Annotated in this window: 19 protein-coding genes; 15 read left to right on the top strand and 4 right to left on the bottom strand. The window is 42.0% G+C overall.

From position 1 onward, the window contains the following. Nucleotides 1-120: 120 nt before the first annotated feature. From JOC54_RS23370 to JOC54_RS09850, 5 genes are all read left to right on the top strand, one after another. Complete coding sequence (locus JOC54_RS23370; protein WP_204466030.1) at nucleotides 121-966, top strand: MurR/RpiR family transcriptional regulator; 846 nt, start codon at nucleotides 121-123, stop codon at nucleotides 964-966. Nucleotides 967-1,012: 46 nt separating this feature from the next. Next, nucleotides 1,013-2,380, top strand: a complete 1,368-nt coding sequence (locus JOC54_RS09865; RefSeq protein ID WP_204466028.1) for a GntP family permease — start codon at nucleotides 1,013-1,015, stop codon at nucleotides 2,378-2,380. A gap of 107 nt (nucleotides 2,381-2,487) precedes the next feature. Further along, nucleotides 2,488-3,393, top strand: a complete 906-nt coding sequence (garR, locus tag JOC54_RS09860; protein WP_204466026.1) for a 2-hydroxy-3-oxopropionate reductase — start codon at nucleotides 2,488-2,490, stop codon at nucleotides 3,391-3,393. Continuing rightward, the gene (locus JOC54_RS09855; RefSeq protein WP_204466024.1) at nucleotides 3,390-4,823 is read left to right on the top strand and encodes a four-carbon acid sugar kinase family protein; all 1,434 of its coding nucleotides are present in this window, start codon (nucleotides 3,390-3,392) and stop codon (nucleotides 4,821-4,823) included. Before garR ends, JOC54_RS09855 begins: the two co-directional genes overlap by 4 nt. Before the next feature lie 76 nt (nucleotides 4,824-4,899). After that, complete coding sequence (locus JOC54_RS09850) at nucleotides 4,900-5,391, top strand: HIT family protein (protein ID WP_239586658.1); 492 nt, start codon at nucleotides 4,900-4,902, stop codon at nucleotides 5,389-5,391. A 25-nt stretch (nucleotides 5,392-5,416) separates the two neighbouring features. Here JOC54_RS09850 and JOC54_RS09845 read toward each other — a convergent pair whose 3' ends face one another. Next, nucleotides 5,417-6,331, bottom strand: a complete 915-nt coding sequence (locus JOC54_RS09845; protein ID WP_204466020.1) for a ketopantoate reductase family protein — start codon at nucleotides 6,329-6,331, stop codon at nucleotides 5,417-5,419. 266 nt (nucleotides 6,332-6,597) lie between these two features. Between JOC54_RS09845 and JOC54_RS09840 the strand changes: the two genes are divergently transcribed. Next, entirely contained in the window at nucleotides 6,598-7,956 is a 1,359-nt protein-coding gene (locus JOC54_RS09840; protein ID WP_204466018.1) for a DUF6612 family protein, read from the top strand. A gap of 39 nt (nucleotides 7,957-7,995) precedes the next feature. Here JOC54_RS09840 and JOC54_RS09835 read toward each other — a convergent pair whose 3' ends face one another. From JOC54_RS09835 to JOC54_RS09825, 3 genes are read right to left on the bottom strand one after another with little or no spacing between them, the layout of a single operon-like run. Next, nucleotides 7,996-9,348, bottom strand: coding sequence for an MFS transporter (locus tag JOC54_RS09835; RefSeq protein ID WP_204466016.1), 1,353 nt, complete (start codon nucleotides 9,346-9,348; stop codon nucleotides 7,996-7,998). 13 nt (nucleotides 9,349-9,361) lie between these two features. Further along, nucleotides 9,362-10,552, bottom strand: coding sequence for a hypothetical protein (locus tag JOC54_RS09830; RefSeq protein WP_204466014.1), 1,191 nt, complete (start codon nucleotides 10,550-10,552; stop codon nucleotides 9,362-9,364). Next, on the bottom strand, nucleotides 10,549-11,010 hold the full coding sequence (locus JOC54_RS09825; RefSeq protein ID WP_051991014.1) for an RNA polymerase sigma factor: 462 nt from the start codon (nucleotides 11,008-11,010) through the stop codon (nucleotides 10,549-10,551). The genes JOC54_RS09830 and JOC54_RS09825 overlap by 4 nt, the downstream gene beginning before the upstream one ends. Before the next feature lie 169 nt (nucleotides 11,011-11,179). Between JOC54_RS09825 and JOC54_RS09820 the strand changes: the two genes are divergently transcribed. From JOC54_RS09820 to JOC54_RS09780, 9 genes are all read left to right on the top strand, one after another. After that, nucleotides 11,180-12,838: an FAD-binding dehydrogenase gene (locus JOC54_RS09820; protein ID WP_204466012.1), complete on the top strand. Its 1,659-nt coding sequence runs from the start codon at nucleotides 11,180-11,182 to the stop codon at nucleotides 12,836-12,838. Nucleotides 12,839-12,850: 12 nt separating this feature from the next. After that, entirely contained in the window at nucleotides 12,851-13,522 is a 672-nt protein-coding gene (locus tag JOC54_RS09815) for an MOSC domain-containing protein (protein WP_054794089.1), read from the top strand. 17 nt (nucleotides 13,523-13,539) lie between these two features. Next, nucleotides 13,540-14,490 carry a 2-hydroxyacid dehydrogenase family protein gene (locus tag JOC54_RS09810; protein WP_204466009.1) on the top strand — a complete coding sequence of 317 codons (951 nt, stop codon included), beginning with the start codon at nucleotides 13,540-13,542 and terminating at the stop codon, nucleotides 14,488-14,490. A 187-nt stretch (nucleotides 14,491-14,677) separates the two neighbouring features. Further along, nucleotides 14,678-15,406, top strand: coding sequence for a phosphoadenylyl-sulfate reductase (locus JOC54_RS09805; protein ID WP_204466007.1), 729 nt, complete (start codon nucleotides 14,678-14,680; stop codon nucleotides 15,404-15,406). Further along, complete coding sequence (sat, locus tag JOC54_RS09800) at nucleotides 15,403-16,545, top strand: sulfate adenylyltransferase (RefSeq protein WP_204466005.1); 1,143 nt, start codon at nucleotides 15,403-15,405, stop codon at nucleotides 16,543-16,545. The genes JOC54_RS09805 and sat overlap by 4 nt, the downstream gene beginning before the upstream one ends. Then, entirely contained in the window at nucleotides 16,542-17,138 is a 597-nt protein-coding gene (cysC, locus tag JOC54_RS09795) for an adenylyl-sulfate kinase (protein WP_204466003.1), read from the top strand. The genes sat and cysC overlap by 4 nt, the downstream gene beginning before the upstream one ends. Before the next feature lie 19 nt (nucleotides 17,139-17,157). Then, nucleotides 17,158-18,645 carry a uroporphyrinogen-III C-methyltransferase gene (cobA, locus tag JOC54_RS09790; protein ID WP_204466000.1) on the top strand — a complete coding sequence of 496 codons (1,488 nt, stop codon included), beginning with the start codon at nucleotides 17,158-17,160 and terminating at the stop codon, nucleotides 18,643-18,645. Continuing rightward, nucleotides 18,572-19,327, top strand: a complete 756-nt coding sequence (locus JOC54_RS09785; protein ID WP_204465998.1) for a sirohydrochlorin chelatase — start codon at nucleotides 18,572-18,574, stop codon at nucleotides 19,325-19,327. The genes cobA and JOC54_RS09785 overlap by 74 nt, the downstream gene beginning before the upstream one ends. Nucleotide 19,328: 1 nt before the next feature. Then, complete coding sequence (locus JOC54_RS09780) at nucleotides 19,329-19,934, top strand: precorrin-2 dehydrogenase/sirohydrochlorin ferrochelatase family protein (RefSeq protein ID WP_239586657.1); 606 nt, start codon at nucleotides 19,329-19,331, stop codon at nucleotides 19,932-19,934. Nucleotides 19,935-19,936: the final 2 nt, after the last annotated feature.

Raw genomic sequence — 19,936 nt, 5'->3', positions numbered from 1 at the left:
CGTATAATATGCTCATATTCAATTCGAATCAAGTCGAATTTTGTAGAAAAACTAAAAATAATGGTTGTGTAAGCGTTATTTGTGTAGTAATATTACTAACGTGGATAGGGGGTGTCCTATGTGATTACATTTGAAGAGCGGATTGAAAGTAAAAAGAAATCGCTTACAGCTACGGAAGAAAAAATTATTATTCAACTCAAAAGTCATGAAAAACCATTCTTATTATCTATGAATGAGCTTGCATTTCTGAGTGAAGTCAGTGAACCAAGCGTTGTTCGTCTATATAAAAAGCTAGGCTATAGCAGTTACCAAGAATTAAAAGTCGCTTTAGCGCAAGAACTAGCTGAAATGAAACCGTCTTCTTCACAAGCGATTGATATTGCACCAAGTGATTCGGTTGATGTTGTTTTTGAAAAAATAGGCGATCAATTTTTTCAAGCAATGTCTTTAACAAAAGATCAGCTCCAGATTGATCAAGTTGAACTTGCTGTGAAACGGATGCAGCAATCGAAAAGACTTTATTTTTTCGGGCAAGGCTTATCTGGAACAGTAGCTGAAGATGGTGCACATAAATTTATGAGGCTTGGTGGAATGACGTTATCTGTTAAAGACCCTCATTATCAAGCGATTTATGCCAGTCATATGAATGATGGAGACATGGTAATTGCCATCTCTCATTCTGGTGAAACAATTGATATTATTAACGTCTGTGAATTGGCGAAACAGAGCGGAGCCTTTGTACTGGTTATTACTTCAAATCAAATGGCGACGCTTGCACAGTGTGCGGATATTTGCCTTATTACGCAAGCTCATGAAACATCTCGCCAATCTGATGCAATGATTTCAAGATTGGTTCAACTAGCATTACTGGATACACTTTATACGCGCGTTGCCTCTGAAGCAGGAGGGATTGGTAAAACCAATATTAATCGGTCACGCCTCGCCGTTACCCGTATGAAAAAATAGATCTAAGCAAAATATATACGTATTAATTAATTATAGAGGTGACTATATGTTAACTGGAAACGGACTTATCTTAGGCTTTGTCGTAGCCTTAATCCTATTATTCGTATTAATTATTAAGTTTAAGTGGGATGCATTTATTGCACTATTGGTAACCGCAATAGGAATTGGTTTAGTTTCAACGATTCCTTCTCGTGAAGTACCAACCGTCATTGCCGAAGGATTTGGAGCTACGCTAACAGGTGTGGGTATCTTAATCGGTCTAGGAATTATTTTTGGGCAGTTTTTAGCTGCTTCGGGAGCCATTGAAAAAATTGCAAGTTCAATGTTACGCGTTTTTGGAGTGAAAAATTCGCCATACGCACTTGCTGCAACATCAACAACAGTCGCTATTCCTGTATTTTTTGATGCAGCCTTCATCATTTTAAATAAATTGGTTCAAAGTTTATCGTTAAAAACAAAAATCTCATTAGCAACCTTTGTCGCGATATTAGCGATCGGTTTAATTGTCTCGCACAGCTTAATTATTCCGACTCCAGGTCCGTTAGTAGTAGCGGATCAAATGAACACGGACATTGGTGTGTTCTTCTTATATGGATTGTTAGTAGCGATTCCAGCGACTCTTGTCGGCGGGGTCATGTACGGTAAATTTATTGGAAAGCGCATTCCCAATGGGACTCGCTTAGATGATGCGGAAGAAGAAATTGAAGCAGGCGCAGAAACGACAAGTTCAAAAGAAATTCCAACTTGGCTTGCTTACGCAACTCTTGCGCTTCCAATTGTCTTGATTTTATCGAATACGGTTATGAATAACGTCGTTTTTCGTGACAATCAGGATGCTTTATTACCATCAATCTTTGCAACAATTGGTGATAAAAATATGGCGCTTTTAATCAGCGTTATCGTTGCGATGTTTGTTTTACCAAAATACATTAAAGAATCAAATGCAACGGTGTTTAAACAAGCATTTGAAGCATCGGGAATGGTTGTATTAATTACCGGTGCTGGTGGTGCATTTGGACGAGTTGTACAAGAAACAGGTTTAGGCGACTTGTTAATTAATTTAATGCAAGGATTTAATATGCCTGCCCTTCTACTTGGGTTTGTGTTTGCGCAAATTCTACGTGCATCACTTGATAGTGCAACAGTGGCGCTTGTAACAACTGCAAGCATACTCGGACCAATGGTTGTTGAATTAGGTGTATCGCCAGTTCTTCTTGGTTTAGCAATTTGTGCTGGTGGTATTGGGCTGTCCCTTCCAAACGATTCAGGTTTCTGGGTTGTTTCAAAGTTTGGACGTCTTACGGTTTCAGAAACACTACGCGTCTGGAGCATTGGTGGATTTATCGCAGGTTTAACTGCGCTAACCTTTATTTTCTTATTAAGCGCAATTTCTGGTTTCTTACCAGGTCTATAAAAACAAATAGCTAGATAATACGTATTCTGTGATTGGAAAAAAACCGACTTCATTTTGCAGTTGGTTTTTTCCGACTTTAGATTTTAGATAAGGGTGGAGAGACAAAAATGAAAAAAAGAGTAGGATTTATCGGACTAGGTATTATGGGAATGCCAATGACTAGAAATTTAATCAAACACGGCTTTACAGTAACTGCTTTTGATTTAAATACAGACGCGGTTCAAGCGATTGCCAGTGAAGGTGCAACCGCAGCAACTTCGGGAAAAGAAGTCGCTCAAAACAGTGATATTGTGATTACGATGCTTCCAAAAGGCGAGCATGTGCGCGCGGCTGTATTTGGTATTAATGGCGTAATTGAAGGTGCAGAAGCAGGTTTAACGATCATTGATATGAGCTCCGTTTCTCCTGTTGATTCGAAGCAAATGGCGAAACATGCTAGTGAAAAAGGCGTTCATTTTCTTGACGCGCCTGTGAGTGGGGGAGAACCGAAAGCAATTGATGGGACGCTCGCGATCATGGTCGGTGGAGAAGAAGCGGTGTTTGAAGCGGCAAAACCAGTCTTGGAGGCAATGGGTACGGATATTGTGCTAGTCGGTGATTCGGGTTGTGGAACAACAGCGAAATTGGCTAATCAAATTATTGTCAACTTAAATATCGCAGCGGTATCGGAAGCTTTAGCACTTGCATCAAAAGCAGGTATCGATATTGATAAAATGTACCAAGCCATTCGTGGCGGATTAGCTGGAAGTACAGTAATGGATGCAAAAATCCCAATGATCTTGGATCGTAACTTTAAAGCTGGCGGACGAATTGATATTAATATGAAGGATTTAACAAACGTCATGAACACAGCTCATGAGCTACATGTACCGCTTCCTCTTTCAAGTCAATTATTAGAAATCTTCCATTCTCTTTCTGCAGATGGGAAAGACGCCTTAGATCATGCGAGCATCGTGCAGCACTATGAAAAAATGGCGAATATCATGGTCACACGAAAGGGGAATGAAGCGTGAAACCACTAAATGCAAAAGAAGCTTTTAAAGCAATACCTGATGTTGAACGAGAAGCGACAAAAGCCGCTTTAAAAGCGGAGTTAGCTCATTCAAATCATAAAATTGTCGTGCTTGATGATGATCCAACCGGAATTCAAACCGTTCACGGCGTTTCCGTTTTTACAGATTGGGATAAAAGCTCGATTCAAACTGGATTTCAAGAAGACCAATCGATGTTCTTTATTTTAACAAATTCCCGCGGCTTTACTGAAGAAGAAACGAAAAAGTGCCATCAAGAGATTGCCGAGCGCGTTCAGACCGTTTCTGATGAAGTTGGCACTCCATATGTACTTATTAGCCGAGGTGACTCCACATTACGTGGTCACTATCCACTGGAAACAGAGACATTAAAGCAAACAATTGAAGCCCATATAGAGACTCAGTTTGCCGGAGAGATCATTATTCCATTCTTTAAAGAGGGCGGCCGTTTTACGATTGATAACGTCCATTATGTACAAAGCGGAGAGGAGCTTGTCCCAGCGGGTGAAACTGAGTTTGCTCACGACCGGACATTTGGTTTTGCTGCTTCTCACTTAGGCGAATGGATTGAAGAAAAAACGGCAGGACAGTATACAAAAGAAAACACGATCTATATCTCACTCGAGGACTTGCGTGCACAGCGTATAGATGCAATCAAAGCACAGCTAATGGAAGCAAGTCATTTTCAAAAAGTAGTTGTGAACGCAGTTGGTTATGAAGATGTTGAAGTCTTTTCTACAGCTTTTATGCAGGCTCTTAAAGAAGGAAAGCAATTTATTTGCAGAAGCGCCGCGGCGTTAACAAAAATTCTTGGTGGTATTAGCGACAAGCCTTTACTTACGAGAGATGATTTAATCACTCCTGGAAATACAAATGGTGGGATTATCGCAGTTGGCTCACATGTACAAAAAACAACAGAACAACTAAAACATCTACTGGACAGTGGCGTTGTGAAAGGAATTGAATTTGACGTGCATCTTGTTCAAGACGCTGACAAATTCCAAAAAGAAACAGAACGCGTGCGCCTTGCATGTGAAGAAGCGATTCAACAGGGGCAATCTGTGGTCTATTACACGCGCAGAGAGCGACTTGATCTTGGTGACAATATGAAAGAAGAAGAATTAAAACAATCAATTAAAATTTCGGATGCTGTCACAAGCATCATCCATGATTTAACGGTTGAACCGAGCTATATCATTGCAAAAGGCGGAATTACGTCAAGCAGCATCGGTACCGTTGGCTTATCCGTTAAACGAGCAGAAGTAGCTGGTCAGATTAAGCCTGGAATTCCTGTTTGGAAAACAGGAATGGAGAGCAAGTTCCCTGGAAAAGCCTATGTGATTTTCCCTGGAAACGTCGGTCAACCGGAAACGTTAAAAGAAGCCGTTGAAGTACTTGAAGGATTAAAATAAGCAAAAGCCTTAGCTCAGTTCAAACGAGCTAAGGCTTTTTTCTGTTAAACTAAAAGAAATGAAAGGAGTGAAAAAAATGACGCAATTTAATGAAGACTGGAAAAGCGATCGGATTGGATCTGCTCTTAGAGGTGAGAATCCACTGGTCATTACTGAGATGAGCAGCGGTTTTGCCGTTATGGGAGATACGCAGTTCCTACCCGGTTATTGCGTGTTCTTACCGAAGAAAACGGTAGAGTCCCTTGAAGCGTTACCAATGCCCGAAAGAACGGCGTATTTGTCCGATGCAAGCTTAGTCGGTGAAGCTGTCCTACGAGCAACGGGGGCAAAGCGTATTAATTATTCAATCTATGGAAACACAGACGCATTCTTGCACACGCATATTTTTCCGCGCTATCATTCAGAGCCACCGGAGCGCATCAGTCGTCCTGTCTGGGATTACCCAGCTGAGCACTGGAAAAGTAACGATGATTCTTACAAAGAGGAGCAGCACGGTCTATTAAGAGACAAAATTGCAACCGCATTAACTCAATTAATGGAAGAGGCTTATCTAGAGAAAGACGTGTAATCATCAGTTTTTATTCGATAGCTTTTTAACGATTCAAGTTATAAATTAATACATTTTGATAAATGGTCGTTAGGAGGGGGACATGAAGCTTATGCTTGTCGGCAAGTTGCAATAAATGGCCCTGCAGATGATCTCCCTCTGTCTCTGCACCGCGCTCCATATCGCGCAACATCGATGATTTCATTGAATGGGAAATGGATTCAAATGTCTTCATGTGGGTTGCGACGATTTCCTCACTTATTGGCGCTTGTTCATGTGTCATAATTAAAGCGCATTCAGCTAGAACCGTTCTGATATAATCATAGCCTTGTTCGGAGTCCCGAATCGGACCGATTGCTGAGCGGAATAGCGTTGTAACTCCAGATGCAACTGTAATAAATAAATACTTATGCCAGATTTCCGTATCAACTTGTCCACTGTATACAAAGTCTGCTTTCGTACCTGAAAAGAGTTGCTGAAGCTGCTTCATTCGTTCAGTTTCCTGGCCATCCCATTCACCGTAGGCGAGTCGGTGAATTTGACTCTCTTGTAAAATGGAACCATCATCTGCAAGCGATGTTTCAATAAAACAAAGTCCACCAATCACACGGTCTCCAAATGCTTGTTTTAATTGGTCGAAATGAGCTACGCCGTTTAACAAAGGAAGGATAATGGTTTTCTCATGGACAAATGGACGTACATCTTCAATTGCTTGCTGAAGCTGATAGGATTTCGTTGTAAATAAAACAAGGTCAAACGGACCCTGGTCTTGATCAGCTGCAGTAACTAATTTTGGTGAAAAAGAATAGTCGCCATGAATACTTTTAACGGTTAAGCCGCTTTCAGCTAACTGTTTTCTTCGCTGTTGTCGCACAAGAAACGTTACATCTTCGCCTTTTTCAACTAATCGAGCTCCAAAATACCCACCTATTCCTCCAGCACCTACTGATAATATGTTCATACGTAGTCTCCTTTACCATTGATAGTACAAGTATAAATCATTCTGACTGGTCAAGTAAGCAATATGAAAATCAAATCTGCTTCATACATATCTTTCTAGAAGCCTAATGAAACCTTTATGAATAAAGGTCGTATGAAATAATACCGATAAAAAAGTAAATTAAAATAAAATAGTCTGATAAAACAGGATTATGTGTGATTTGGTTTGGGTAAAGATAGGTGTAATTCATTAGCAAATACAGGAAGTGTAAAGGGGAGAATAGAAATATGAGGAAATATTTATTGACTTTAGTTGGGTTCAGTTTATTAGTTGCCTGCAATCAGGATGCGGAAGAGACGGGGGGAGATGAGGAGCAACAGGAAGATTTAACAGTTTCAGAATTAATGGCATTAATTGAAGAGAATCATGGTCAGTTGGAATCGTTGGAAGTAGCATTTAATCATACTGGAATGTATGGAATGCAAAAAGAAGGTGTAGCTTCCTATGATTTTACCAATGGTGTTACACATATTGAAGAGGAATACGGAACGATTGCTTACAAGGATAGCGAAGATTTTATGTATATAAGCGAAATGAGTTATCAGGATGAAGAGGAAGAAGAAAAAATTCTGGATGGCTGGCGTGAAGAGCATCAAAATCCAATCGCTTACTTTAAGCAGTTTGACGAAGCCTTTTTTGAACGATTTGACCTAACGGATAATGATGGTTCATACCGCCTGACGTATAATGGAGATGAAGAAGCACAAGAGCTACTTGTTCCGGCGTTTGCTCGTGAATTTATTGAATCTGCAGCTTTTATTATCTCAGAAGAACCTGAAGATGTTCCGTTAGACCAAGCGACCATTAATGCATTTGAACTCTCATTTGACGTTGATGAAGACACGAACCGAATTATGAGTTATCAATATGTTGCTGATTATGAGTTACGTGTTCAAAGTTACGAACAAGAGATGGAAATTGAAGGAAGTCATTTATTTTCATTATTTGATGAAGTTGCGGCAATTGAAAAACCAGATAAAGATCTCGTTGCTGTTGGAAACTTGTCTTATGATCAACAGGAGCAGTATGAACAAGAATCACAGGACTATGTTGATGCCCTAATTCAAGCAGGCGTTTTTCAAAACGTCGATGAGTATGTTGAGCGTGTTCCAGGTGAGGAAGAAGAGGATGAGAAAAGAGCGTCAGGAGAAGACTATCAGCAAAGTTTTCGAGATGAGTTTCAGCTAGGTCTTAGTTTAGGCTTTGAAGGTTTGGATTTAAGTGATGAAATTATTAATGATTATGCGGATGCATTTCTCAGCCAGTTTGCAAAAACAAACTACCTCATCCTTGATTCAAGCGCTATGTCAGAAGACACATTTATGGTTGAGGTTAGTATTGAAGGGCTAGACATGTTGGCTATTGATCGAGAGCTTGATTTGCTCTTAACGGAAGAATTGAGCAATGGGAATTATGACGAAAACATTACCGAGGAAGAGCTTATTTCTGTTCTTGTTGAAGTAATGGATCGGATTGATGGAGAATCATTAATGCCGGCAAGAGAAGTTACGGTTGAGGTTAATCGTGCAGGTGGAGGTTATCTGTTATTAGATGAGGAACCACTTATCAGCGCTTTTATTCAATAATAAAACAACGTCTCTCATAAATATGAGGGACGTTTTCTGTTAAGAAGCTTGCTCCGTTCTTTGGAAACGTAATTGTTTCATTAATTTTTTCTCTCTATTACTAATGATACCGCCACCGCTGGCAAAGAGAATTAACAAGATTCCACATAGAGCAAAAGCAGGCTGAACGCCGATAGCAGAGACGAATAGCGCTCCGAGTAAAGGAGACATGAAAACAGAGGCACTTGTTAATGTTTCAAATATTCCAGCTACTAAACTGACTTCATTTTCTGCCGGAATCGTTTGAATGATGTAGCTCGATAAAATGAGCGCAATACCAGTGCCAAATCCACATAGTACCCCTAAGAGCAGCAACAGATAGATAGAAAAGCCTGCTTGCAAAAAGCCTAAACCGAGAAAGGAAAGAGCAATAAGCAGTTTAGCCAGGCAGACCCAGATTAGAGGACGGTTAAATGCTTTAAAGCGGTTAAGGAAGGTCATCATTAGTAAAGCGCCTAAGCCAATTGATGTAATTAGCCATGTCAATACTTCTGGACGATTGGGCAGAAGTTCCCGAAACAGAACTGGAAACATCGAATCGACTAATTGTATCGCACTGATCCCGATTAACATTAGTAAGAGAGGCCAAAGCAATAGCTTGTTTCTGAATAGAACAACCCAGCCTCTGCGCCACTGTGTAAAAAAAGGTGGGGCGTCTGATTCCTGTTTACTCGCTTGTGCCTGTTTTGTCGGTCTATAGCTTTTTGTTATTGAAAGAAGAATAAGCGCTGATAGAAAAAATGCAGACGCATTTAGTAACAACAGTAAATGAGGCGTTGTAAATGCGAGCAGTGCTCCACCTGCGAGTGGAGCGATTATTTTGGCTGCTTGGTTGACGCCACCAATCCAAGTAACCGCTTTAATGCGTAAGCTTGAAGGGACTAGCTCACGAACTAAGCTTTGTTGTGCTGGATAATGAACGACGGTCACTGATGCTCTTAAGGATAACAAGATAAGCGCTATGACCGGTGACGGTGCAAAGAATAGCCCGATCGTTAGCGGGACGGTTAATAAATCCGCCCCTGCCATTAGTTTAAGCTTATTAACCCGCTCAGCAAAGACGCCAGCAAACTGACTAAAGAGAACTTTTGGCAAAGCATAGGCGATCGGGATAAGGGCAAGCATGAAGGGACTAGCTTGCCAAATATAGCCGAAAATAACCATAAGGGCAATCATGTCAAACCATTGCCCAATCGTTGAAATGCTATAAGAGATTAATAGTTTGTTAAATCCATGCACTTGCCAAAGGGATTCAGGTTTCTTCTCATGCTTGTATTGCCTGGCTAAAGCCTCATTTTGAGCTTCTTCACGTAGTTCTTCTATCTGGCAAAGCCGATCTTCTCTTGTTTGCACAGTAGGCTCCTTTCTAGAGCGTAAGCTGCCCCATGTTGGCTAAAGTGTGATCCTCTCCTTTTTCCGAAAGGTCAACAATGACACCATTATTGACGGTAATAAACGAGCGAATGGCAGATGCATAGGATGGATCAGGGATATGAATTTCGCCAAGTAAGATGATGGAGATGTTTTTCTGCTGAAGCAGCTCTAACGTAACATCACGAAGCGTTAATGTTTTAGCAACAACAATAAGCGTATGATCGCTAATGGCTTCGAGCTCGGCATTGCCCCATTCTTCTTTTTCCACATACTTTAGGTGATGCGAATACGTGAAAACGTCGGTTTCGAGTTGATCAAGGGCTTCATACGCTAAATCCTCCAGATTCTCATGACAGATGAGGTAAGAAGAAGAGTCGATTGCTTTGAAAGCTGAAGAAAAGGCTTCACGCGTCACATCACTTTGGATAATTAGTGGCTTCGATGCGTGGACTGCTTGGTTTTTAAAGCGGCGAATGCTCCGGTTTGTGAGCTGCATCGTTGATTTTAAAATCGTATAGTCTGTAGGAATGATGGTTTGTGTTCCATTAATCGTTGTTCTCGACATCACTCCCGCCTCTTGATTTTGGTAACATAGTAGTCCACCATTAACAATTAAAGCGGCGATTTTCGCAGAGAAATGATTAAAGTCGAGATCAGGTGAAAGGCTCAAAGAACCGTTGACGACAAAGGTGCTCTGATCAGTTAATGATTGCAGTAAGCCATTTGTTAGTTCCACTTCTCCCGCGCGAAAAATCGGTTCCGTGTTCTTGTATCCAGTAATGACACCTGTATGTTGTTCAATAAGTAAATTGACGTACCCTTTTAAGTGATTTGGAGTAAACGTTACACCGACAATAATGACGCGGCACTTCGTTGTTTTTATCAATTCTTCTGTTACATCTGCGGCAAAAGTGACAATACCTGTGACAACTAAAGTGAGTGGTTCTGTTGCTGCTCGAAGAAAAGCGGCATCAATTGTAAACATCCCCGTTATTAAACGGATATCTTTACCTGTACAAATGGATTCACCTAAATTTTTAATGTTTAACATCGGTATAAGATGGGCTGTCTCACTCGAATAAATCACAACGCCGACGTTTTTTATCGCCTCAATGTTTTCAATACTTTTTTCTGTAGCATTTAATAGATTTAACACACCGATATTCTTCAAGGTTCGTTTCATTTCAATTCCTCCTTTAATAATGAACGCAATGTTTGAATGGCGTTTGCTAGCTGGTAACGAACAGTTGATGCAGGAATTTGCAGCTGTTCGCCAATTTCTTGACTGGAGAGACCAACCCAATAACGTTTAAAAACAATCGAGCTCTGTGTAGGCGTGAGGCTTTCTAATAGCTCAATCATTTCTATTGCCGAATAGCCACTGACAATAAAAACGGGCTCATCTCGTTCATCCGTGTAGGAGCTTTCTTTCGCTTGTTTCCGTTTTAAATCAATCAATTGATTTTTCATCACGCGGTAAAACCACGCTTTTTGCTTGTAGTAAGGCCATGTTTCAATGTCTTGCACATATAAAGCTTTCTCCCAGGCGGACTGAATTAAATCATCCGCTTCTTGCTGATGCCGTGCAATAGAAGCAGCAAATCGGCGTAAATCATTTTCTATTCTGCGGTAAAACTGCATGAGCATCATCCATTCCTTAAAGCCGGTTTCATAGAGATAACGTTTCAGAAGCAGAAACTGTTGGAGAAATGTTTGAGAAATCTAAACTTTTTTTAAAACGCACTTTTAGTTGCATTTTACAGGAAAACGACTGTGTGATGTAGTAGTAATGCTATGAGGAGTGAATGCGATGAAGTATGATGCAATAATTGTAGGGGCAGGCTTGGCAGGTCTTGTCGCAGCAACAGAGATAGCAGAAGCGAATAAACATGTATTAGTGCTTGATCAAGAGCCAGAGGCTTCAATAGGAGGACAGGCGTGGTGGTCGTTTGGCGGGCTGTTTCTCGTAAATTCACCTGAGCAAAGAAGAATGGGCATTAAAGATACGAAGGAGCTTGCTTGGCAAGACTGGCTGGGGACGGCAGGTTTTGATCGCTTGGAATCGAGCCAAGGTGAAGATTTCTGGGGACATAAATGGGCAGAAGCTTATGTTGATTTTGCTGCTGGAGAAAAACGGAGCTGGCTACATTCGTTAGGGATTCGGTTCTTCCCGGTTGTTGGTTGGGCTGAACGAGGCGGTTCACTTGCCGACGGGCACGGGAATTCGGTTCCCCGCTTTCATATTGTCTGGGGGACAGGACCAGCCATTCTTGCTCCATTTCTACATAAATTTAACACTTTTCGCAAGCAAGGCATTATCAAATATCGTCCTCGTCACCGTGTCGACCAGATCCTTCTTCAAGGAAATAAAGCAACGGGTGTAGCAGGGACAATTTTAGCAACGAGCAATGCTGCTCGTGGAGAACCAAGTAACCGTGACGTGCAAAGTGAATTTGAATTCTACGCAGAACATATTCTCGTCACAAGCGGCGGAATTGGTGCTAATATGGAACTAATCAAGAAAAATTGGCCTAAGTGGCTAGGAGAGCCGCCTGGGCAGATGATTGCCGGTGTTCCTGCCCATGTCGATGGTCGAATGATCGGCATAGCTGAAGCAGCAGGGGCACGAGTTGTTAATCCCGATCGGATGTGGCACTACACAGAAGGCATTCGTAATCATACACCTGTCTGGGATAATCATGGTATTCGCATTCTACCTGGCCCCTCCTCCATTTGGCTTGATGCAACAGGAAAACGTTTCGGTTCGCCGAATTTTCCTGGTTTCGATACATTAGCAAGCTTAAAGGCGATTCAAGATACGGGCTACAGCCACTCGTGGTTTATTTTATCAAAAGCAATGATTGAGCGGGAATTTGCGCTATCAGGCTCGGAGCAAAACCCAGATTTAACGAATAAGAAGATTAGCCATGTGTTAAAGCGTATCTTACCTGGAGCCCCTGATCCGGTACAAGCCTTTATTGAGAAAGGAGAGGACTTCGTATCAGCCCACTCGCTTTCTGCACTTGTTCACAAAATGAACAGCATGGGTGAAGGTCCCTGGCTTGATGAAGCGTTTATCCACAAGCAGATTGCTGCTCGAGATCGGGAGCTGGATAATCGGTTTTCAAAAGATCAGCAGCTAATGGCGATTCGTCAGGCGCGAACGTATCGTGGTGACAAATGGGTTCGAGTTGAAAAGCCACATCGCTTATTAGATCCAAAAAACGGTCCGTTGTTTGCCGTAAAGCTTCATCTTGTTAGTCGGAAAACGCTTGGTGGTCTTCAGACGGATTTATCTGCTCGTGTTATTGGAGCAGATGGGAAGCCACTGGACGGGCTGTTTGCAGCAGGAGAAGTAGCAGGATTTGGAGGGGGTGGCGTTCATGGTTATCGCGCGTTGGAAGGAACATTTCTAGGTGGCTGTCTATTTAGTGGACGGGTTGCCGGTCGATCAATTGCAAATCAATAGAGGAGAGACACTATGAATAATGAACCGACTATTCATCGTTTAGCAGTAGGAAAGCCTAAAAAGCTAAGCTATGGTGCCGGAAAAACGATGGAAACTGGAATTGGCAAAACGAGCGTGAAGGAAGCATACCTTCTGAAGGAAGGCTTTGAAAACGATGGTGTTGCAGATAAGAAGAATCACGGAGGACTTGAAAGGGCCGTTTGTTTTTATCCGTATGAGCACTATGACAAGTGGGAAAAGGAATTAGGAAAGCCTCTTCCTCTACCTGCTTTTGGTGAAAATATCACCATCTCAAATATGCTAGAAAAGGATGTTTACATCGGAGACATTTATCAAGTAGGACAAACCGTTATTCAAATCACTCAGGGAAGAGTACCTTGCAGCACGATTGATCGTTATGTTGAAGCGAATACGTTATTAAAAAGAGTCATTGAAACAGGTTTAACAGGTTACTTAGCAAAGGTAATTGAGGAAGGGAAAATAGAAGACACGTCAATGATTAAGCTTATTCAACGGAATAAAGAAAGCATCTCCATATTAGCTTGTAACAAAACGTATTTTGAAAACAAAGATTTGAAGGCGATGTACAAAATTCTCTCAGTGGATGCGTTATCATTAGAGTGGAAGAATCGAATTGAGAAACGAATTCTTCATCTAGAAAGACCAGCTAGAAACAACAACTAGAAAGCGAAGTGAAGCAAATGGCTCAGATTTATATCTCTGGTGAAATTCCAGAAGCTGGCTATCATAGGCTCAGCGACTATTCGTATGACGTGTATAAAGGAGAACAGCTCATCTCCGAAGCTGAATTGATAGAGCAAATCAAAGAGGCAACAGCATTGCTTTGTCCTCTTTCTACCAAAGTAAGTGCTCGTGTAATAGAGAATGCTCCTCATTTAAAGATTATCGCTAATTACGGTGCTGGTTTTGATAACATTGATGTTCAATCAGCAACTGAGCGGGGGATCGTTGTGACAAACACCCCGAAAGTATCAACGGACGCGACTGCTGAACTTGCGTTAGGCTTAATGCTTAGTTTAATGCGACGAATTCCAGAGGGCGATCAACTTTGCCGCACAACGGGTTTTAATGGATGGGCTCCACTGTTCTTTTTAGGAAATGAACTGAAAGGAAAAACGCTTGGCATCATTGGATTCGGAAAAATTGGCCAAGCTGTAGCAAAGCGAGCTAAAGCATTTGATATGAATATTGTTTACACTGCACGAACACGCAAACAAGAGGCAGAAAGGCTCTATCAGGCGACGTACATGCCGATCGATGAATTGATTGAAACATCTGATGTGATTTCAATCCACACGGCTTATACGAAAGAAACGCATCATCTATTTAATGAAGACACATTCCCTAAGATGAAAAAAAGCGCGGTTCTCCTTAATTTAGCGCGTGGCCCGGTTATTCATGAGGAAGCACTCGTCCAAGCATTAAAAAAGGAACAGCTTGCTGGAGCTGCGCTTGATGTGTTTGAATTTGAGCCACAAATTAATGACGAACTAATACAAATGAACAATGTTGTGCTTACACCTCATATTGGCAATGCAACTGTCGAAACACGCAACGAAATGGCAACCCTTGCAGCCGCTAATATTAAGAATGTATTAGCTGGAGAAAAGGCGCTTACACCCGTAAATTAAATGAGAAAAAGCCCTTTAGCCACATCTGAATCAGCAGATGTGGCTTTTTGTGATGGGTCATTGTAAATCTCGAATAGTTCAGATTGTTTGAAATCAATCGTTGACAGGGTGAAGAATCACGAGTAGAATTTCTTTAAAACATATCAATTTACAAGGAATTAATGACGAGTGAAATGAGGTGTAACAAATGAGCTTGTCGTATGATCAATTAACGAAACAGGATTTCGAGCAGTTAAATACTGATTTAATTGGTCGGGATAGCTTGGATGTTTTGCGCTATGCTGCGAATGAATTTAAAGGAAAGCTGGTTTATGCCTGTAGCTTTGGAGCCGAGGCAATGGTTCTGCTTGATTTATTGTCAAAAGTCCAAAAAAACGCACAGATCTTGTTTTTAGACACCGATTTCCATTTCACAGAAACCTATCAATTAATTGAACAAGTAAAGAAGCGCTATCCTTCTTTTCAAATTAACATGGCAAAACCGAGCCTCACGCCAGAAGAGCAACGGCTGCAGTTCGGTGACCGGCTCTGGGAAAGAAATCCCGATCAATGCTGCCAACTGCGAAAGCTTGATGTATTAGAACGTGAGCTCCAACCTTACCATGCGTGGTTATCCGGCTTACGGAGGCAGCAATCACCTACTCGTGCTACTACGCAATTCATTAATCAAGACCATCGGTTTAAAAAGATTAAAGTGTGCCCACTTATCCATTGGACTGAGGAAGAAATTTGGATGTACATCGAGCTTCATCAACTTCCTTACAATAAGCTTCATGATCAGCAGTATCCAAGCATTGGCTGCACGTATTGCACCAGTCCAGTTGCTGCTGGAGGGGATGAAAGAAGTGGACGCTGGTCAGGTAGTGGAAAAACTGAATGCGGCCTGCATGCGCCGATAAAAGGAGATGAATCATGACAACAGTGCAACGTACATCGCTTGTTGACCGTTATAATCCAGCTGTAGCTATCGATCATATTAAAGAAGAAATTGAGCTCGATGCTTTTGCACTATCGGATTTAGAGCTAATTGGCAATGGCGGTTTTTCACCGTTAACAGGCTTTATGAATCTAGCAAACTATGAATCTGTTTGTGAAAACATGCGTCTGCAAGATGGAGAACCGTGGAGCATTCCGATTACTTTACCAATTCCATTCGAACATGCTGCTCGCTTAGCACTTGGAGACGAGGCAAAGCTTGTCTATCAAGGAGAGGTTTACGGCGTTATTCAAATCGACTCTATATATGAACCAGATAAACAGAAAGAAGCGAAACTCGTCTATCAAACAGAAGACGATCAACATCCTGGAGTTGCCAAATTATTTGAGCGTTCACCAATTTATATCGGAGGATCAATCGTAGTGACGAAGCGAGTGGAACATGATCGTTTTGCGGTTTATTACTTAGATCCAAGTGAAACGAGGGCCATTTTTAAAGAAAAAGGGTGGCAGTCGATTGTCGGTTTTCAAACGAGGAACCCTGTCCATCGCGCGCACGAATACATTCAAAAAGCGGCATTGGAGACGGTTGATGGCTTGTTTCTCAATCCCCTTGTTGGCGAGACAAAGAAAGGCGACATTCCTGCTGGGTTACGAATGGAAAGTTATGAAGTGCTATTAGAGCGGTATTACCCTAAAAACCGGGTACACTTATCTGTTTTTCCAGCAGCGATGAGGTATGCGGGACCGAGAGAAGCAATCTTTCATGCCATTGTCCGGCGCAACTATGGCTGCACTCACTTTATTGTTGGACGCGATCATGCCGGTGTAGGTGATTATTATGGTACTTATGATGCGCAAAAAATCTTCGCTCATTTTCCGAACGATGAGCTTGGGATTAAGCCAATCTTTTTTGAACATAGCTTCTATTGCAAGGCTTGTGAAAATATGGCTTCACCAAAAACATGCCCACATGGAGCAGAAGACCATGTCATCCTCTCAGGGACAAAGGTGAGAGAAATGCTACAAAATAAAGAGCTGCCGCCAAAAGAATTTAGTCGAAAAGAAGTGGTCGAAGTATTAATGCGTGGTGCTGATGAACAGGGGGACAATGAATGACACGCAACATCGTCTGGCATCAAACAAGCGTAAAAAAGACAGAGCGGCAAAAACAGCTGAAGCAAAAAAGTTGTGTACTCTGGTTTACCGGTCTATCAGGATCTGGAAAATCAACGCTCGCAAATGCCCTAGATCATCAACTTTTTAAACAAGGAAATTCCTCGTATGTATTAGATGGAGATAATATTCGACACGGCTTAAACAAGGATTTAGGGTTTACGGATGCTGACCGTAACGAAAACATTCGCCGGATTGGTGAGGTTTCTAAGCTGTTTGTAGACGCTGGAACGATTGTGTCTACGGCTTTTATTTCACCTTTTCAAAAGGATCGAGATACGGTTCGCGCGCTATTTGAGCAAGGGGAGTTTATTGAGATTTACGTCAACTGTTCATTAGAAGAATGTGAAAAAAGAGATGTAAAAGGCTTATATAAAAAAGCAAGGGCAGGTGAGATCTCCCACTTTACTGGAATCAGCTCTCCCTATGAAAAGCCGGATGCGCCTGAGCTGGTTATCGAAACCGATAATCTATCGGTTGATGAGGCTGTTCAGACAATCTTAACGTATTTAAAAGAAAAACAAATTCTGTTCTAAGAAGAGAGGAAGCTTGCTTATGGTCGATAAAGGCACCGTATATTTGGTTGGCGCAGGTCCCGGCGATCAAGGTTTAATTAGCGCAAAAGGACTGGCGTACCTTGAGCAAGCCGAAGTTGTTTTGTATGACCGTCTCGTTAACCCATTATTGTTAGAAAAGACGAAATTCGATGCAGAGTTGGTTTACGCGGGAAAGTTGCCACAGCGGCACTTTCTTCGACAAGAAGCCATTCATGATGAAATGGTGCGCTATGCTCAGGCAGGTAAATCGGTCGTCCGATTAAAAGGCGGTGACCCTGGCGTCTTTGGACGAGTTGGTGAAGAAGCGGCTTTTTTAGAGGAGTACAACATTCCTTATGAAATCGTTCCGGGAATAACTGCTGGGATCGCAGCGCCTGCTTATGCCGGTATACCTGTTACACATCGACTTTATGGAACGAGTTTTGCGGTGGCAGCGGGACATCGCAAAGGCAAGGATGAATTAGAACTTGATTGGGAAGCTCTTTCCAAACTTGATACGATTGCCTTTTACATGGGTGTAAAAAATTTACCAACTATTGTTGAGAATTTGATTCAGAATGGCCGGTCTGAATCTGAACCTGTTTTAGTGATCCAGTGGGGCACAACAACAAAACAAAAGACGGTAAAAGCAGAGCTTGGGACGATTGTCGCCACGGTTGAACATGAAAAACTATCCAATCCTGCGATTACGCTTGTCGGAGAGATCGCGTCAGAGTATACAGGTAAGAGCTGGTTTGAAAACAAGCCATTGTTTGGCTCCTCTCCACTGCTCTTAAACGATGAGCTATCAGAAAATGTAGCCAAACAGCTTGAAGCAGAGGGTGCTGAACCGTTTTTATATCCGCGCTGGCACAAAACGATGCTCCCCTTACCTCAAATCGAATTTGACCACTATGGTGAGGTCGCTTTTCAGGATGCAGAAGATGTAACGGTATTTTTCAAATGGCTCGAGGAACAAGAAATCGATATAAGGCAGCTTCAAGCTGTATTCACGGCGAAAACAGAGCGAGCAAAAGCCGCTTTACACAGCTATGGCATTCGACCTCAAGCACAAAGTAACGCAGAGGCGAAGTTGCTCTTAGCAAATGATGCCCGTTTTTGTGAAGAAGGCTATGCGTATCAACAAACGATGCTTAAAACAAAAGTGAACTCCTCAAAAATTGTGCTGAATCGTTTACTAGAAGAAGAGAATCTAACGGAGATTATTGTTCCTTCAGTAGCGGCATGTGAGTTGTTACTTGAGCTTTACAGTGATTATCCAGCTTTGCGAAAACTGAACCTGCTTGCTTTATCTCCTGATGTAAAACAGCGATTACTATCACTTCATCGTCCTTTCTCTGAATCAGTAAATACAGATGCTTGGCCAATGACTAACTGGCTCAATCAATGGTTTGAAGGGCAGGTGGATGCAGTTGCAGGCGATTTTGTACATCGGTCACGGCAGTCGAGTGGAACAGGGGAACAAGCAGTTTCTGCAGTTTATTGAGCAAGTGAAACCTGCGTTTCCTGTTTTGCAAAGAGAGGCATACATTGAATTGGCTCGGCCAACGATTCAAGAAGCGATAGATGATATTGTAGCAGAAGGGGCGACGAAACTAGCAGTTGTTCCTGTTTTGCTACTAACGGCATATCACGCGACTCATGATATTCCCGCTGAATTAACTAAAGCGCGCGAACGTCATCCTCGCTTAGAAATAACCTATGGGCGTCCGTTTGGAATTGAGGCAGATGTGATCGACGTCGCTTTGAAACGACTGCAAGATGCCGGTCTACCTCGCTTAGAAAAAGAGCGTAAAAACGATACAACGGTTTTAGTCGTCGGCAGAGGTTCTAGTGATGGAAATCAACCGAGCGATGTTGCGAAAATTGCTCGATTGATTTACGAAAAAATGGCGTGTGACAATGTCGAAATTGCTTTTTTAGCGGCCACTACACCGACGCTTGAACAAGGCCTGGTCAAGTGTGAACGACTCCAGACTAAAACGGTCTATGTTCTGCCTTATTTGCTGTTTACTGGAGTGTTAATGGAAGAACTTCGTGCAGCGATTAGTGAAAGAGAAAGCAGTACACAGTTTGTTCTATGTGATTTTCTCGGTTTCGATCATGATTTAAAATCCGTGCTTATTCGCCGGGCAAAAGAAGCGTGCGCCGCAGAAAGATTTGCATAACATGTTGCTTCAATGGCAAGGACGTAGCTGCGTGGTAATCGGCGGAGGCAGCGTTGCGCTAAGACGGACGCGTACTGTGATCGAGGCGGGAGGAAGTGTCTATCTAATTACAGGATGTTTAACAAGTGAGTGGACAGCGTTAATTCCACACCCTAAAATCACCCATGAAAAACGGATGGTTTCTAAAAGGGAATGCTTTTTAAGTGATGCCTTGTTGTTGTGTACAAATGACAAGAACCTGCATGATGCATTAATGAAAAATCGAGCACCACGGCAACTCGTCTATCGAGCGGATAATGCCAGTCGCAGTGATATTCATTTTCCGGCAATCATCAGAAAAGGACTGTTAACGATTGCGCTATCTACTTCTGGCGCTAGTCCAGTTTATACGAAAAGACTGAGGAAAAAAATCGTAAACCAGTTATCCGATACAACGGAAGAAGATCTACTTTTTTTAAAACACGCGCGAGAACGCATTCTTAATAGTCGAATACATTCAAGCGAGAAACGGTTTTTAGTAGATGCATTGGCTTCAACCGAAGTGCTTACGCGTGTTGATCGTGAGAGTTGGCTATCAAAACAATTAGATGAAATGGGTAAGATCTGAGG

Origin of the sequence: Shouchella xiaoxiensis, assembly GCF_016907895.1 — a bacterium.
Classification (GTDB): Bacteria; Bacillota; Bacilli; order Bacillales; family Bacillaceae_D; genus Shouchella; species Shouchella xiaoxiensis.
The sequence above is the reverse complement of the archived record's forward strand: the minus strand, read 5'-3'. Positions and strand labels throughout refer to the sequence as shown.

Coding starts and splice junctions, on each gene's coding strand:
- JOC54_RS09865 (WP_204466028.1), top strand. CDS start 1,013: ATGTTAACTGGAAACGGACTTATCTTAGGCTTTGTCGTAGCCTTAATC.
- garR (WP_204466026.1), top strand. CDS start 2,488: ATGAAAAAAAGAGTAGGATTTATCGGACTAGGTATTATGGGAATGCCA.
- JOC54_RS09850 (WP_239586658.1), top strand. CDS start 4,900: ATGACGCAATTTAATGAAGACTGGAAAAGCGATCGGATTGGATCTGCT.
- JOC54_RS09845 (WP_204466020.1), bottom strand. CDS start 6,331: ATGAACATATTATCAGTAGGTGCTGGAGGAATAGGTGGGTATTTTGGA.
- JOC54_RS09840 (WP_204466018.1), top strand. CDS start 6,598: ATGAGGAAATATTTATTGACTTTAGTTGGGTTCAGTTTATTAGTTGCC.
- JOC54_RS09830 (WP_204466014.1), bottom strand. CDS start 10,552: ATGAAACGAACCTTGAAGAATATCGGTGTGTTAAATCTATTAAATGCT.
- JOC54_RS09825 (WP_051991014.1), bottom strand. CDS start 11,010: ATGCAGTTTTACCGCAGAATAGAAAATGATTTACGCCGATTTGCTGCT.
- JOC54_RS09820 (WP_204466012.1), top strand. CDS start 11,180: ATGAAGTATGATGCAATAATTGTAGGGGCAGGCTTGGCAGGTCTTGTC.
- JOC54_RS09815 (WP_054794089.1), top strand. CDS start 12,851: ATGAATAATGAACCGACTATTCATCGTTTAGCAGTAGGAAAGCCTAAA.
- JOC54_RS09810 (WP_204466009.1), top strand. CDS start 13,540: ATGGCTCAGATTTATATCTCTGGTGAAATTCCAGAAGCTGGCTATCAT.
- JOC54_RS09805 (WP_204466007.1), top strand. CDS start 14,678: ATGAGCTTGTCGTATGATCAATTAACGAAACAGGATTTCGAGCAGTTA.
- sat (WP_204466005.1), top strand. CDS start 15,403: ATGACAACAGTGCAACGTACATCGCTTGTTGACCGTTATAATCCAGCT.
- cysC (WP_204466003.1), top strand. CDS start 16,542: ATGACACGCAACATCGTCTGGCATCAAACAAGCGTAAAAAAGACAGAG.
- cobA (WP_204466000.1), top strand. CDS start 17,158: ATGGTCGATAAAGGCACCGTATATTTGGTTGGCGCAGGTCCCGGCGAT.
- JOC54_RS09780 (WP_239586657.1), top strand. CDS start 19,329: ATGTTGCTTCAATGGCAAGGACGTAGCTGCGTGGTAATCGGCGGAGGC.